This window comes from Kitasatospora sp. NBC_01560 (assembly GCF_045208415.1).
Lineage (GTDB): Bacteria > Actinomycetota > Actinomycetes > Streptomycetales > Streptomycetaceae > Kitasatospora.
In genome coordinates, this window is record NZ_CP109364.1 from 1166571 (window position 1) to 1180722 (window position 14152).

Annotated in this window: 15 protein-coding genes and 1 pseudogene; 11 read left to right on the forward strand and 5 right to left on the reverse strand. The window is 72.4% G+C overall.

The window, feature by feature from the left end; genetic code table 11:
* Nucleotides 1-29: 29 nt before the first annotated feature.
* The 4 genes from OH807_RS05075 to OH807_RS05090 all read left to right on the forward strand — a co-directional run bounded on the left by OH807_RS05075 (nucleotide 30) and on the right by OH807_RS05090 (nucleotide 4498).
* A complete protein-coding gene (locus tag OH807_RS05075; protein WP_406194385.1) occupies nucleotides 30-1244 on the forward strand; it encodes a globin domain-containing protein in 1215 nt (404 codons plus the stop codon).
* 196 nt (nucleotides 1245-1440) lie between these two features.
* Entirely contained in the window at nucleotides 1441-2256 is an 816-nt protein-coding gene (locus OH807_RS05080; RefSeq protein ID WP_406194388.1) for a (Fe-S)-binding protein, read from the forward strand.
* Nucleotides 2257-2276: 20 nt separating this feature from the next.
* Nucleotides 2277-3671 (forward strand): lactate utilization protein B, encoded by a 1395-nt coding sequence (locus tag OH807_RS05085; RefSeq protein WP_406194391.1) that lies wholly within the window; start codon nucleotides 2277-2279, stop codon nucleotides 3669-3671.
* Nucleotides 3668-4498, forward strand: coding sequence for a lactate utilization protein C (locus tag OH807_RS05090; RefSeq protein WP_406194393.1), 831 nt, complete (start codon nucleotides 3668-3670; stop codon nucleotides 4496-4498). The genes OH807_RS05085 and OH807_RS05090 overlap by 4 nt, the downstream gene beginning before the upstream one ends.
* Before the next feature lie 42 nt (nucleotides 4499-4540).
* Here the strand turns inward: OH807_RS05090 and ddaH are convergent, their stop codons facing one another.
* Nucleotides 4541-5368 (reverse strand): dimethylargininase, encoded by an 828-nt coding sequence (gene ddaH, locus OH807_RS05095; protein WP_406194395.1) that lies wholly within the window; start codon nucleotides 5366-5368, stop codon nucleotides 4541-4543.
* 521 nt (nucleotides 5369-5889) lie between these two features.
* Here ddaH and OH807_RS05100 point away from each other — a divergent pair.
* From OH807_RS05100 to OH807_RS05125, 6 genes and pseudogenes are all read left to right on the forward strand, one after another.
* On the forward strand, nucleotides 5890-6672 hold the full coding sequence (locus tag OH807_RS05100; protein WP_406194398.1) for an SGNH/GDSL hydrolase family protein: 783 nt from the start codon (nucleotides 5890-5892) through the stop codon (nucleotides 6670-6672).
* 80 nt (nucleotides 6673-6752) lie between these two features.
* Entirely contained in the window at nucleotides 6753-7115 is a 363-nt protein-coding gene (locus OH807_RS05105; RefSeq protein WP_406194400.1) for a hypothetical protein, read from the forward strand.
* 144 nt (nucleotides 7116-7259) lie between these two features.
* Nucleotides 7260-7412: a winged helix-turn-helix domain-containing protein gene (locus OH807_RS05110; RefSeq protein ID WP_406210716.1), complete on the forward strand. Its 153-nt coding sequence runs from the start codon at nucleotides 7260-7262 to the stop codon at nucleotides 7410-7412.
* Nucleotides 7413-7432: 20 nt separating this feature from the next.
* Nucleotides 7433-8031, forward strand: a pseudogene (locus OH807_RS05115) (transposase).
* Nucleotides 8032-8253: 222 nt separating this feature from the next.
* Entirely contained in the window at nucleotides 8254-8679 is a 426-nt protein-coding gene (locus OH807_RS05120) for a DUF6313 family protein (protein WP_406210719.1), read from the forward strand.
* A 286-nt stretch (nucleotides 8680-8965) separates the two neighbouring features.
* Complete coding sequence (locus tag OH807_RS05125; protein WP_406194403.1) at nucleotides 8966-9655, forward strand: CBS domain-containing protein; 690 nt, start codon at nucleotides 8966-8968, stop codon at nucleotides 9653-9655.
* An 825-nt stretch (nucleotides 9656-10480) separates the two neighbouring features.
* Here OH807_RS05125 and OH807_RS05130 read toward each other — a convergent pair.
* The 3 genes from OH807_RS05130 to OH807_RS05140 form a co-directional block, all read right to left on the reverse strand.
* Nucleotides 10481-10846, reverse strand: a complete 366-nt coding sequence (locus OH807_RS05130) for a DUF2809 domain-containing protein (protein ID WP_406194406.1) — start codon at nucleotides 10844-10846, stop codon at nucleotides 10481-10483.
* A gap of 235 nt (nucleotides 10847-11081) precedes the next feature.
* The gene (locus tag OH807_RS05135) at nucleotides 11082-11501 is read right to left on the reverse strand and encodes a DUF6193 family natural product biosynthesis protein (protein WP_406194408.1); all 420 of its coding nucleotides are present in this window, start codon (nucleotides 11499-11501) and stop codon (nucleotides 11082-11084) included.
* A 120-nt stretch (nucleotides 11502-11621) separates the two neighbouring features.
* Nucleotides 11622-12866 (reverse strand): DUF2254 family protein, encoded by a 1245-nt coding sequence (locus OH807_RS05140; protein WP_406194410.1) that lies wholly within the window; start codon nucleotides 12864-12866, stop codon nucleotides 11622-11624.
* A 369-nt stretch (nucleotides 12867-13235) separates the two neighbouring features.
* On the opposite strand from OH807_RS05140, the gene OH807_RS05145 reads away from it, so the two are divergent.
* A complete protein-coding gene (locus OH807_RS05145) occupies nucleotides 13236-13493 on the forward strand; it encodes a LapA family protein (RefSeq protein ID WP_406194413.1) in 258 nt (85 codons plus the stop codon).
* Between the two features lie 222 nt (nucleotides 13494-13715).
* Here the strand turns inward: OH807_RS05145 and OH807_RS05150 are convergent, their stop codons facing one another.
* Nucleotides 13716-14117, reverse strand: coding sequence for an SHOCT domain-containing protein (locus tag OH807_RS05150; RefSeq protein ID WP_406194416.1), 402 nt, complete (start codon nucleotides 14115-14117; stop codon nucleotides 13716-13718).
* Nucleotides 14118-14152: the final 35 nt, after the last annotated feature.

Sequence of the window (14152 nt, forward strand, 5' to 3'; positions counted from 1 at the left end):
CTCTCAGATACCAGTTTGGAGCGAACCCCATGCTGTCCGCCAAGTCCGCCGAGGTCGTCGAAGCCACCCTGCCCGCCGTGGGCGCCGCGATCGGCGACATCACGCCGCTCTTCTACGACAAGCTCTTCGCCGCCCACCCGGAGCTGCTGCGCGACCTGTTCAACCGCGGCAACCAGGCGAACGGCTCCCAGCGGCAGGCCCTCGCCGGCTCGATAGCCGCGTTCGCCTCCGCGCTGATCGCCCACCCCGACGTGCGGCCGGACGCGATGCTCGCCCGGATCGCCCACAAGCACGTCTCGGTCGGCATCACCGCCGACCAGTACCGGATCGTCCACGAGCACCTCTTCGCCGCCATCGTCGAGGTGCTCGGCGAGGCGGTGACGCCCGAGGTCGCCGCCGCCTGGGACGAGGTGTACTGGCTGATGGCCAACGCGCTGATCGCCGTCGAGGCCCGGCTGCGCGCCGAGGCGGCCGCCGGGCAGGGCAGCGGCCCGGACGACCTCTGGCGCCCGTACACGGTCGTCGCCCGCCACCAGGAGACCGACGACGTGACCAGCTACCTCGTCCGCCCGGCCGACGGTGGACCGGTGCCGCCCTCCCGGCCCGGCCAGTACGTCTCGGTGCGCACCGTGCTCGCGGACGGCGCCCGGCAGATCCGTCAGTACAGCCTCTCCGGCAACCCGGACGGCGGGCTCCGGTTCACCGTCAAGCGGGCCGCCGCCGCGGCCGGGGACGGCCCGGCCGGCGAGGTCTCCACCCACCTGCACGACCACCTGCACACCGGGGACGTCATCGACGTCGCGCCGCCGCTCGGCGACATCACCCTGGCCGACGGCGACGGCCCGGTGCTGCTCGCCTCGGCCGGCATCGGCAACACCCCGATGACCGCGATGCTGGCCCACCTCGCCGACGGCGGGTCGCCGCGCACGGTGGTCTCCGTCCACGGCGACCGCGACCAGCTCTCGCACGCCTTCCGCGCGGACCTCGGCCAGCTCACCGCCAAGCTGCCGAACGCCACCGCCCACGTCTTCTACGAGCGGCCGCTCGGCGACTGGCCGCAGGAGCGCACCGGGCTGGTCGACCTCGCGACCGTGCCCGTCCCGCCCGGCACCACCGCCTACCTCTGCGGCCCGCTGCCCTTCCTGCGCTCCGTCCGCAGCCAGCTGCTCAGCGCCGGCGTCCCGGCCGCCGCGATCCACTACGAGGTGTTCGGCCCCGACCTCTGGCTCGGCCAGGACGCCTGAGCGGCCGATCCCCCGGGGATCCGAACCCCGGGCTCCGATCCCCGAGGCTCCGGACCCGCGGGGCTCCGGACCCCGGCAAGGCTCACCCCCACGGCGCGGCGCCCTCCCGCCCGGCCGGGCCGCTCGGTAGCATCACAGCCGCACGATCACCGGCGGGCCGGCCGACGGCCCCGAACCACGGGCGCGGGGAGGGACGTTGCGGGTCGCACTGTTCGCCACCTGCGTCAACGACGCGCTGTACCCGTCCACCGCGATCGCCACCGTCCGGCTGCTGGAGCGGCTCGGCGTCGAGGTCGACTTCCCCGCCGGCCAGAGTTGTTGCGGACAGCCGCAGTTCAACACCGGCTACCGGCGGGCCTGCGAACCGCTGGTCCGCCGGACGGCGCGGGCCTTCGCCGGCTACGACCACGTGGTCACGCCCTCGGGCTCCTGCGTGGCGATGGTCCGCGACAACTACCCGCGGATCGGGGCCCGGGCCGCGGCCGAGGGGCGGGGCACCGGGCTGGCCGACCTCGCCGCGCAACTCACACCGCGTGTGGTCGAGTTGACCGAGTTCCTGATCGATGTACTGGGTGTCGAGGACGTCGGTGCGTCCTTCCCGCACACCGTCACCTACCATCCGTCCTGCCACGGGCTGCGCGTGCTGGGCCTCGGCGACCGGCCGCTGCGACTGCTCCGGGCGGTCCGCGGGCTGGAACTGCTGGAGCTGCCGGGCGCCGAGGAGTGCTGCGGCTTCGGCGGCACCTTCGCCGTGAAGAACCCGGCGGTCTCGGCCGCGATGGGTGAGGACAAGCTGCACCACGCACGCTCCACCGGCGCCCGGGTGCTCTGCGGCGCCGACAACTCCTGCCTGCTGCACCTCGGCGGGCTGCTGCACCGCCGGGGCGACGCCCTGCGGCCGCTGCACCTGGCCGAGATCCTCGCCGCCACCGAGGCCCACCCCTGGCAACCGGCCGGCGCCGGAACGACCGCACGCACCCGAACGACCACCGGCCCCGGGGGTGCGGATTGAGCAGCGGTACCTTCCTCGGCATGCCCGCGTTCCCGGCGGCCGCGGCCCTCGCCACCCGGGACGCGACGCTGCGGGCCAACCTGCGGCACGCCACCCGCACCATCCGCGAGAAGCGGGCCCGCGCCGTCGCCGAACTCGGCGACTGGCCCGAACTGCGCGCCGCCGGCAAGGCGATCAAGGACCACACCCTGCGCCACCTCGACCACTACCTCCTCCGGCTGGAGCGGGCCGTGACGGCCGCCGGCGGCACCGTGCACTGGGCCGCCGACGCCGACGAGGCCAACCGGATCGTGACGCGGCTGGTCCGGGCGACCGGCGAGCGCGAAGTGGTCAAGGTCAAGTCGATGGCCACCCAGGAGATCGGGCTGAACGAAGCCCTCGCCGCCGCGGGAATCACCGCCTACGAGACCGATCTCGCCGAGCTGATCGTGCAGTTGGGCGACGACCGGCCCTCGCACATCCTCGTCCCGGCGATCCACCGCAACCGCGCCGAGATCCGGGAGATCTTCGCCGAGCGGATGAGCGAGTGGGGCCGCCCGGCCCCGGAGGGCCTCACCGACCGGCCCGCCGACCTCGCCGAGGCGGCGCGGCTGCACCTGCGCGAGACGTTCCTCCGCGCCCGGGTGGCGGTCTCCGGCGCCAACTTCATGGTCGCCGAGACCGGCACGCTGGTGGTCGTGGAGTCCGAGGGCAACGGCCGGATGTGCCTCACCCTGCCGGACACCCTGATCTCGGTGGTGGGCATCGAGAAGGTGGTGCCGACCTGGCGGGACCTCGAAGTGTTCCTGCAACTGCTCCCCCGCTCCTCCACCGCCGAGCGGATGAACCCGTACACCTCGCTCTGGACCGGCACGACGGCGGGCGACGGGCCGTCCGCGTTCCACCTCGTCCTGCTCGACAACGGGCGGACGACGGCGCTGGCCGACCAGACCGGGCGCCAAGTCCTGCGCTGCATCCGCTGCTCGGCCTGTCTGAACGTCTGCCCGGTCTACGAGCGGGCCGGCGGCCACGCCTACGGTTCGGTCTACCCGGGGCCGATCGGCGCCGTCCTCACACCCCAACTTCGCGGCACCACCAGCCCGCTGGACGCCTCGCTGCCGTTCGCCTCCACGCTCTGCGGGGCCTGCTACGACGTCTGCCCGGTGGCGATCGACATCCCCGAGGTCCTGGTCCACCTGCGCGAGCGGGTCGTCCGGCAGCGCGGGCACCGGCTGGAGCGGGCCGCCATGGCCGCGGCCACGTACGTGCTGGACCGCCCCGCGCTGCTCGCGGCGGCCGAACGGGCGGCCGCCCGGACGAGGCGGCTGCACCTGCGCCGGCTGCCCGGACCGGGCCGGGCCTGGACGGACACCCGCGACCTGCCGCAGCCGCCCGCCGAACCGTTCCGCGACTGGTGGCGGAGGAACCGCGGATGACCGCAGACCGACCGGCCGACGCCCACGACCCGACGACCGGGCCACGCGAGGCGGGCAAGGCGGGCGAGACGAGCGAGGCGGGCGAGGCGGGCGAGGCGGGCGGCGGCTCCCGCGAGCTCGTCCTGGCACGGATCCGCGCCGCCCTCGGCCGGACCGGGGCGGCCCCCGGTGGCCCGGGCGCCACCGGCCCCGGTGAGCCCGCGCCGCCGCGCGACTACTGGCCGAGCCACACCCCGGCGGACGACCCGGCCGCCCTGCTCGACCTCCTGCACCACAACCTCGCCGACTACCGCGCCCGGGTGCACCGCTGCACGCCGGCCGAACTGCCCGGGCTCCTCGCCGGCCTGCTCGCCGCACGCGGCGCCCGGACGGTCGCCGTCCCGGCCGACCTGCCACCGGCCTGGCTCGGCACGGCGGCCGCCCCCGGCGTCGCAGGCGTCAGAGGCGTCACCGGTATCACCGGGGCCGCGCGGATCACCGTGCTGCCGGACGACGGCACGCTCACCGCCGCCGCCCTCGACCGGACGGACAGTGTGCTGACCGGCTGCGCCCTGGCCGTCGCGGAGACCGGCACCCTGGTCCTGGACGCGGGCCCGGCCCAGGGCCGCCGGCTGCTCACCCTCGTCCCGGACCACCACATCTGCGTCGTGCTGGCGCCCGACCAGGTGGTCGCCTCCGTCCCGCTGGCCCTGCCGCTCCTCGACCCGACCCGGCCGCAGACCTGGATCTCGGGGCCCTCGGCCACCAGTGACATCGAACTCGACCGGGTCGAGGGCGTGCACGGCCCGCGCACCCTGGAGGTCGTGCTCGTCACCACCCGCAGCTGAGAACGGCCGCGCACGTACCCCCGCCCCCACCCCCACCCTGGATCAGGCCGGCCGCAGCTCCAGGGTGCAGCACTTCGCGCCGCCGCCGCCCTTGAGCAGCTCGGACACGTCCACCGGCACCGGGGTGTAGCCCTGCCCGGACAGCCGGACGGCCAGGGCCTTGGCGGTCTCCGGGAGCAGGACGTGCCGCCCGTCCGACACCGCGTTGAGGCCGAACACCTCGGCGTCGGCGCGGTCGGCCAGGATCGCGTCCGGGTAGAGGCTGCGCAGCAGCGCCTGGCTGTCCGGCGAGAAGGCCGCCGGGTAGTACATGACGTGATCGTCGTCGAGGACGGCGAGCGCGGTGTCCAGGTGGTAGAAGCGCGGGTCGACCAGGGTCAGGCTGAGCACCTGGACGCCGAACAGTGCCCGGGCCTCCGCGTGCGCGGCCGGGTCGGTGCGGAAGCCCGTCCCGGCGAGCACCCGCCGGCCGGCCACCAGGTGGTCGCCCTCGCCCTCGTTGACGTGGCCCGCCCGGTGGACCTCGCGGTACCCGTGGGCCCGGAACCAGTCCTGGTAGGCCTCGGACTCGCCGGCCCGCTCGGGGTGCCGGAAGGTCGCCACCAGCGCCCGCCCGTTCAGCACGGTCGCGCCGTTCGCGGTGTAGACCATGTCGGGAAGGCCGGGCAGCGGGTCGATCAGCTCGACGGTGTGGCCGAGCCGCCGGTACAGCGCGTACAGCTGCTCCCACTGGCGGACGGCGAGCGCGGTGTCGGTCGGCCGCGCCGGATCCATCCAGGGGTTGATCCGGTAGTCGACGGTGAAGTGCGTCGGCCGGCACATCAGGTAGCGCCGCGGCCTGGCGACACGCTCCGGGATTGGATACGGCATGCGGCAACCTCCGCCGTCCGGGGTTCGGGAGTCGGGCGTGCGATCACACGGGGCGAGCGCGAGCGGGCCCGTGGCCCTGCAATCGAGCAATCGAGCGGTCGAGCAGTCGAGCAGTCGAGCAGTCGAGCAGTCGAGCGGTCCAACGGCCCAGCAGTGGAGCGGTCCCGCAGCCGGGCGGATGCACGGCCCAGAGGGCGGCTGCCCCGGCCGCGCGACGGGTACACGCGTACGCCTGCCCCCGGCGGACGCAACCCCCCGCGCACCCGGCGCACCCCCGGGCGCACGGTGGCTCGGCACGCGCCGTCCGACCGCGGGGGCCGCCGGGCCGTCCGGCACCGCGACCCGGCCCCGGGGCGACCGCACAGCCCCAACGCCCTTGTACAGCAAGGCTTCTCCCGACTGCCGGCCTGACGCTCCGTCCGTCACACCCGCCGCCGGCCACCGCACGTGGCCCATCTCACGTCCCCACAACGGCCACCTACGGTGGCGTAGGTCACTTGAGACAGTGAACTATCTCCTTCATGCCGAACCTCCAGGAGACCCTTGACCTCAGTTCGTACGCCGCCCTCGGGGACAGCTTCACCGAAGGCCTGAACGACCCCGGCGCCGACGGCGCCTTCGCCGGCTGGGCCGACCGGCTGGCGGGGTTGCTCTCCGACGGGCGGCCGCCGGGCGGCTTCCGGTACGCCAACCTCGCGGTGCGGGGCCGGCTGCTGGACCAGATCGTCGCCGAGCAGGTGCCCGAGGTCCGCCGCATCCGGCCCGACCTGGCCACCTTCTGCGCCGGCGGCAACGACATCCTGCGCCCCGGAAGCGACCCGGACGAGGTGGCCGAACGCTTCGAGGCGGCCGTCGTCCAGCTCGTGGAGTCGGCCGGGACGGTGCTCATCTGCACCGGCTTCGACACCCGGGGCGTGCCGCTGCTGAAGCACCTGCGCGGCAAGATCGCCACCTACAACGGCCACATGCGGGCGGTCGCCGACCGCAACGGCTGCAAGGTGGCCGACCTCTGGTCGCTGCGGGCGGTGCAGGACCGCCGGGCGTGGAGCGACGACCGGCTGCACCTCTCCCCGGAGGGGCACCAGCGGGTCGCCCTGCTGGCGGCCCGTTCGCTGGGCCTGCGCACCCAGCAGGACCCGGAGGCGCCCTGGCCGGTCCTCCCCGTCCAGACCGCCGCCGACCACCGCCGGGAGAACCTGCAGTGGGCGCGCGAGTACCTGCTGCCGTGGGTGGGACGGCGCCTGCGGGGCGAGTCCTCCGGGGACCACGTCGAGGCCAAGCGCCCGGAGCTCATGCCGCTCTGACGCAGCATCGGAAGGCCCGACCGGCCTGCGGGGGTTATTTCGACGCCGCGCTGAAGGAGCACGATCTGGGGAACGCGTCGGTGATCGACAACGAGCGGCGCCTGGAGATGACGCTGCGGCAGCAGCCGAAGCACCTGCTCCCCCAGGCGGCGAACCACTGCTGGTTCCACGACCCCGCCAAGGCCCTGTGCCTGAAGCTGGCCGGGACACCGGGCGCAAGGCGCCCGCTGGCAGGGGTCTGCGACTCGGCCCGCTGCCCGCAGGCCACCCACCACCCCTGTCACCTGCCGGTATGGCGGAGTCATGCCGCCAACCACAAGGCATTCCTCGCCAACCCGCGCTTCCCGAAGGGCGAGAAGACCCGGCTGATGCCGGAGCTGGAGCGGGCACAGCGGGTGGTGGACGAGATCATCACGGCCCGCGCGGCCGGCGGAGGGGAATGAGATAGCTAGGATCAGTGACGAGAGGAGGACCCAGTCAGGCGCAGCTCGCCCGGCTGGAGCAGGATTCGGAGCGGCGGTCCGCTGGCTCACGGCTGGAGGGACCAGCGGTGGACACTGGCACGGATCAAGACGCTGATCGGCCGACTGTTCCACGCCTCCAACACGGTCGAGGGCACCTGGCGGCTGCTGAAGCGGCACGGCTGGAGCTGGCAGCAGCCCGCCCGGCGGGCGACCGAACGCGACGACGCGGCGTCAAGGCGTGAAGAAGGAGACCTGGCCGCGGGTAAGAGCAGCTAACACAAGGCCGTCGTTCGGCCATGTCTCCTCGTCCGTCTGCTCGTTGGTCCCCCCGTGCGGAAGCGGAAGGGTCCGCCTGGGTGGTGTCGGATGATCTCTGGGCACGGATCGAGCCGCTGCTGCCGGTGAGGCAGCGCCGGTCTCGTAATGCGGGTCGGTTGCCTCTTGATGATCGCGGCTGTCTGCAGGGGATCCTGTTCGTACTGCACACCGGGATCCAGTGGGAGCGGCTGCCGCAGGAGCCGGGTTTCGGCTCCGGGATGACGTGCTGGCGTCAGCAGCAGGACTGGCACGAGGCCTGCGTCTGGGGCCGACTCCATCAGGTCCTGCTGACCGAGCTGCACCGCGCCGGGAAGCTGGACTGGTCCCGGGAAGTGATCGACGGGCCCCACGTCATCACCGATGCCCACGGCGCCCCGCTCGCCATCACCCTGACCGGCGGAAACAGGCGCGACGTCACCCAACTGCTGCCTCTGCTGGACGCAATACCGCGCATTCCTGGATCCACGGCTTCCGACGCCTCCCCATCCGATGGGACATACGCGACGACATCCATGAGGCGTTCCTCAAGCTGGCCTGCTGCGTGATCATCTACCGGCGCGTCCGCGCTTTGTGTTAGCTACTCTAATTAGCCGTTGGCCCTGCTGATTCACTTGACAGCACCAGCCTGGCAGCCAGGCTCCGGTGGGGGCCCGGTTGTCTCGCCCTTCGCCGGCGCGGTGCGGCCTCACCTGGCCCTTGGGCACCGCTGGCGTGAAGGGTTCAGACTGGTACAAGGGGCCAGTTGTCAGGTCTGGAGCGACAGTCGACGTAAGTGGTTGGCGTCAGGGAGGTGGACGACATGACGCCTGGGCCGCCCCCCCTTGCGGGTGACAGTAAGTCCTGGTTAGTACGCCTGAAATGCTGGAAAGCAGAGCAGAAGGCGTTGATGAACAGGCTTCCGTACTGGATCTTGTTCAAGTCCTGGAAATGGATCCTGATCTTCTTAGTGCCGTTCTTGATCTCCGGCACCGTCATCGGATTTGGCGATTCCTGGGAGATCTTTGTCGGCCGGACCTCTGCCAAGAACGCGGGCTGGCCAGCGGTTACCTGGCCGCTGTCGGTTCTCGGCTGGATGTTCGTACCAGCGTTCATCGGCGGCGTAGTGGGCGCCATCGTCAGCGCACAGATTGGCGAACGCCGGGCCGATCCGAGCGACGCGGTCGCAGACGATCTTCATGTTGACGCACGCCGAGACGGTCCGGGGGCGCACGGGGGTGGCACATGAGAACCTTGGCAGATATACACAGGGGTGGCGGTGGAGGCAGACTGTTTGCGAATGACTTCGTGAAGGTCCATGGCGGCGACTGGGCGGAGGCGAGTGAGCACTGGCGACTCACTGTACTTCACTTCTTGAACAGTTCGAGCGACGTTGAACGGCAGAGAACGAAGGAAAAGAAGCTTCAGGTAGCTGAGCGGGATGCCCAGGAGAGTCTATGGCTTGACGCTAAGGATGGATTTTGTGGCCACCCCAGGCAAGACTAGGTATCTCGATTGCTGGGAAGGTGACGCGCATGACCATAAAGAGCCGCGGCAAACGATCAAGTCAAGAGATCATGCGCGATCTGCTGGTTGCCAATCGCCCTGACATCGATCCCAAGGTAGCGGACAAGCTTTCCCACGCCATGGCTGAGAACGCGCGAACAGGGGAGCCGAGCGAGAAGCAGATCGATGATCTTCGCGAACGATTCCCGTCCCGCGGCACAGCCCCCACAGGGGCACACCGCCAGGATTCGGACCGCGAAGCGGCGTGGGCTCCCAGACGAGGGGGCATAACCGCCCGCGACATCATGCACAGTGGCACGGTGTGTATTGCCAGTACTGCAACGCTCGCCGAGGCCGCCGAGATGATGGCAGAGTCGGCCGTCAGCGCCCTCCCGGTCTGCGACTCCGATGGGGCCATTAAGGGACTTATCACCGATCGTGACATCGTTGTCAAGTGCGTTGCCGTTGGCAAAGATCCCTGGACGATGACAACTGCCGAGGCAGCCGGTGCGACGCACGCCGTCCACGCAGACGACCACATGGAGATGGTCCTCAAAAGGATGGAGCAGCACCAAATCCGCCGGGTCCCGGTGATCGATAACGGTCAACTGGTCGGCATGATCAGCGAGGCTGATCTTGCTATGGGCCATCGCGAAGGCCAGCGCCTCACAGATATGCAGATCATTGACTTCATGACCTCGGTGTACGTGCGACCCTGAGATCCGCCGATACCTGCTGCACGATCCCCTGAGCGAGCTCAGCGACACAGCTCAGCATGGGGCCGAATCCGGCGGGGGCGGGGTCCGGAGGAGCCCCCGCCGAGGCTTCCGCGCGGCTGAAACCCCAGGACCACCCAGCTGAAGGACACTGACGCCGCCGTCCGGCCAGACGCAGCAAAGCGGGCTCGGCACTGCCGGATCGGCCGAAGGTCGATGCATTCCCCCACCATCCTCCGCTGGCCGGTGTCTGCCAGCCACCTCTCGCATGACCCACGTCACTTTGACCTCCTGATCTGATGCACATCCGTTGAGGGATTAGCCTTCAACTCAGGGGCCAGCTGGTTTCGTCTCAACGAGACACGACCACTGCGGGACACAGATTACGCCCCGATGCCGGCCGCGCAGACCCCCGCCTCCGGGCAGGCGTTGTAGGTGAGGCCGTTAGGGAACCGGGCCTGCCCAGGCCGACAGAGTCCACGTGTAGATGTTGTCCCAGGCGCGATCGGAATTGTTGCAACTCAGCATTAAGCGGCGCGGCTTGGGCGTAGGGCTGGGGAAGAGGGGCGGTTCGTCCATGGCGGGGCTCCGGTCAACCGGGGTGCACCCCGGGGAGGGGCGGCCCCTCCCCGGGGTGGTGGTCGGCCAGCCCTGGCGGGCGGGGATCCAAGTGGCGGCGCCGCGCAGGAAGGCGACGGCACCGGCCGTCGTGCAGCCGTCGGCGTCGCCCCAGTTCCACACCCTCGCGCGCAGGCCGGACGTCACGCCGGTTCCTCATCGCCCGGGAGCCGGGACCGGTGAGGCGCGGGACGCGCCCCGGGCCGGACTTCACCGGCCCCTTCGCGCCAGTCCCCCGTGCACCAGCGCGGCCGCCGCGGCGCCCACCAGGTACCAGAAGAGGTCCGGCGCGTTGAACGTCGTCCCCAGCACCAACCGGGCCGCCGTGCTGCGGCTGCCCAGCTCCTCTGGCACGCCGGTGAGTTGGAAGAGCTCGACCGCCCAGCTCAGCGCCGCGGCCACAGCACCCGCCCGGAGCGGCCGCAGCCGCGGGGCGGCGACCACCACCACCGCGTACACCAGCACCGTGTACAGCGCGTCCCCGGCGCACTTCGCGAACTCCCCGCCGACCACCGCCCGTACGCCCAGCCCGGCCGCCACCGTCAGCACCGCAGCCGCGCCGGCCACACCGCGCACCCGCCACACGCCGCGCGGCGCCCGTACGCGCACAGCCCGCTCGGCCGCGACGGGCCGAGCCCCGGCCGCAGGCCTCCCCCGAAGATCATCCACATCGGCCACCCTAAGGGACCGGGCCGTGGGGCCGGGGACCACTCAGCAGACGGTCCGGACGACGACACCGGCGAGGTGGCGTCCGACGCGGAAGGCGGCCGCGCTCACCGTCCGACGGGCGGCCGGAGCACCGGTCCTTCCGTCAGCCGAGCGGTTCGAGAACGTCCGGGCGGCCGGCCACGGCGGGGCCGCAGCCTGCCGGCAGGTGGGCGACCAGCACCGCGACGGCCTCCGCCGCGGTGTACCCCTCACCGATCAAGCCCCCTCCGGAGTGCTCCTCCGCGCCGAGCCGCAGCACGCGGAACAGGCACCCGTGGAGCGGAAGGACCGACGGCAGGTCGTGCGACCAGGGGAAGCGGGTGCACCGGCTGAACTGCAGCGATCCGTGGGCGACCAGCGGGAAGAGGCCTCTGAGTACGGGATCGGCGTAGGCCGCCTCGACGAGGTCCTGGTCGACGTACTTCGCCTCCATCTCCCGGACCTGCTGCCACTTGGCCGCCACCTGCTCCTCGGCCGAGGCCGGCGCCGAGGCCGACGCCGGGGCCGCGCTGCTGTCGTTCACCCCGGGAGACTAGCGGACCCCCGACGGGGCGGTCGGGCGCCCCCGAAGGCCCACCGCACGCCGCACGCCGCACACGGCTCACGGCTCACGGCTCACGGCTCACGGCTCACGGCTCACGGCTCACGGCTCGGGATCCTCCGCCCGCAGCCGGGGGTAGCGGGCGGCGTCCTCCTCGTCGAGCCAGGCCAGCCGCCGGGCGATCGACGCCCGGTGCTCGGCGCAGGCGAGGGCGAGCAGGTGCCGGAGCAGCTCCCGCATGCGGGAGAGCACCAGCGGGGAGGTGAACGAGGCCACCACGAGGTCGTCGACGGTCGAGCGGAGGATCTCCTCCCAGGCGGGCAGCCGGATGATCACGCGCACCGTACGGCTGTCGTCATGAACGCGCACGACCGCGGCCGCCGTCGCCGCGGGCCCGGTCAGCAGGTCCTCCAGTTGGTCGAGCGCCTGAACGGCGGTGGCGGGATCGTTGATCGCCGAGGACAGCGACCGCAGTGCGATGTCCGCGAGCAGCCGCAGGCTAAGCGTCGGATCCTGCTCGAACGTCCGCTCCGTGCCCGTGACCAGGCAGTCCAGCACGGCTCCGGCCGGCAGGTCCCCGCCGTGGACGTCGGCGGTGGCGGCGCCGCGGCGCAGCGTCCGGCCCGGGGCGAACCGCAGGACGACGACCGCCCCGGCCACGGTGGCGGCCCGGAGCAGGCGGTCGATGTCGACCTGCTGGAGCACGGCCGGCGGGCCCGGCCAGACGACCGTCGAACGGGGCGGCGCGGTCGACAAGTCCTCCTCGGCGCCCGGTCCGGTCGTCGCGCCGGCCGTCGCCCCGCTCCGGGCCCGGGCCGGCGCGATCGGGCCCGGAGTCAGCAGGCCGAGCAGGTCGCGCCCGCGCCCGGCGACCGAGGAGACCACTGCGGCCAACTGGATGGCGGCGAACGCCCGGAGCTGGAGGGTGCGCAGGAGGAGGAGCAAGAGGAGGAGGAGCAGCAGTTCGGTGGCGGGGACGGCCACCGAGACCTCCGTCCGGTCGCCGACGGAGAGCGCGGCGGTGACGGAGAAGACGACCAGCCCGATGGTGAGGGCGAAGGTCCGCCAGACGATCGGGGCGTCGCGGAAGAGCGTCAGGCGCGGGGTGAAGGTCGTGGCGGCCCACTGCACCACGAGGAAGAGCAGCGAGAAGATCAGGGCGATCGCCCCCAGCAGGCCGATCCCCAGGGAAAGCACGATCTCGGTGACGGGACCGGCCGGCGTCATCGGCCCGCCGGAGATCCTCGGCAGGGTGACGCCCAGGCCCAGCCCGGCCAGGGCCGCGAGCAGCTGGCCGGCGTCGGCGCGCGCCCGGCGTCGGCGGCGGAGCGCGGCGCGGGCGGCCACCGTCAGCCCGCCTGCGGGGGTTCACGGCCGGGGCCGCACGGGCACGCCGGGTGCGGTGCAAGGGCCATGTCCGACTCCCTCCGCCGAGGACACCCGGGTGCGGCAACGGTCGGGGCGGGCGAACGGTGGGGGACGCCGTGACCGGGCCGGTGTGCGCGCAACCGCGCTGGCGACGCTACCCCAGCGCACCCGGCACCGCTCGGGCACGCGAGCCGCGGGCAGGGGGCCGGCGAAGGCGCGCGGACCCGGGGTACCGGGCCGGCCACGCGGGCCGGTCGGTGTCGGGCGGCGCTGGGGCCGGAGGGGCGCCGGGCGGCGGCCGACCGGCCACCGCAGGCCGAGGCCCGCGGATCGCTCCATACTGGGGGCATGGCGCAGAACACTCCGCCGCCGCACCGCCCGTCGACCGTCACGGTCAAGGGACGCGAGATGCGGCTGCGTACGATCGGGGTCGCCGTTCTCTCGGTGCTCGCCGTGTGGTTCATCGCGGTCAACACCGGTTCGGTGTCCATCACCCTCTGGGTCGCCGATGTCACCCTGCCGCTCTGGGTGGTCCTCGCCGTGACGCTGGCCACCGGGCTGGCCATCGGCTTCTTCCTGGGCCGCCGCAGCAGGGTCAAGGGCTGAGACCCGGCCGAGGGGGCGGGCGCGGGCGCAAGCCGGCCGCCGCCCCTCGGCGTCACGAGCTGCCCGCCCACGACCTGCTCGACCACCCGCGAGGCCCTGCCGCTCGCCCTGCCGTTCGCCCTGCCGTTCGCCCTGCCGTTGCACCGCCCCGGACGTCCTGCTTCCGCCGCGCGGTGCGAACGGCGTCCGGCGGTGGCGAGTGGCCTCCGCCGGACCGGCCGGTCAGGCGAGCAGCTTCTCCTTCGCCTTCCGGAACTCCTCCTCGGAGATCGCCCCGCTGCTCCTCAGGTCGGCGAGCTTGGCCAGCTGGTCGGTCTGGCCGGCGCCGCCCCCACCGCTCTCTGCGGCGGTCTCCTTGACGTACGCCTTGAACGCGGCGTCCGCCCGCGCTGCGTCCTCCGCGTCGCGCTCGCCCATCGACCTGCCGCGCACGATCACGTAGACCAGCACGCCGAGGAGGGGCAGCAGGATCACGAAGAGCATCCAGCCGGCCTTGCCCCAGCCACCCATGTCGTGGCTGCGGAAGATGTCGACAATGATCTTGAACAGCAGGAAGAACCAGAGCACGAGCAGGAAGAACTCCAGCATCGTCCAGAACAGGTTGAGCAGCGGATAGTCGTCCACGGTGCCCTCCTCGCGGTGGCCGCTCCGGGACCGGA

What these genes read in the sequence shown, in the direction of transcription:
- OH807_RS05075 (WP_406194385.1), top strand. Translation starts at nt 30, where the DNA reads ATGCTGTCCGCCAAGTCCGCCGAGGTCGTCGAAGCCACCCTGCCCGCC.
- OH807_RS05085 (WP_406194391.1), top strand. Translation starts at nt 2,277, where the DNA reads ATGCCCGCGTTCCCGGCGGCCGCGGCCCTCGCCACCCGGGACGCGACG.
- OH807_RS05090 (WP_406194393.1), top strand. Translation starts at nt 3,668, where the DNA reads ATGACCGCAGACCGACCGGCCGACGCCCACGACCCGACGACCGGGCCA.
- ddaH (WP_406194395.1), bottom strand. Translation starts at nt 5,368, where the DNA reads ATGCCGTATCCAATCCCGGAGCGTGTCGCCAGGCCGCGGCGCTACCTG.
- OH807_RS05100 (WP_406194398.1), top strand. Translation starts at nt 5,890, where the DNA reads ATGCCGAACCTCCAGGAGACCCTTGACCTCAGTTCGTACGCCGCCCTC.
- OH807_RS05120 (WP_406210719.1), top strand. Translation starts at nt 8,254, where the DNA reads ATGACGCCTGGGCCGCCCCCCCTTGCGGGTGACAGTAAGTCCTGGTTA.
- OH807_RS05125 (WP_406194403.1), top strand. Translation starts at nt 8,966, where the DNA reads ATGACCATAAAGAGCCGCGGCAAACGATCAAGTCAAGAGATCATGCGC.
- OH807_RS05145 (WP_406194413.1), top strand. Translation starts at nt 13,236, where the DNA reads ATGGCGCAGAACACTCCGCCGCCGCACCGCCCGTCGACCGTCACGGTC.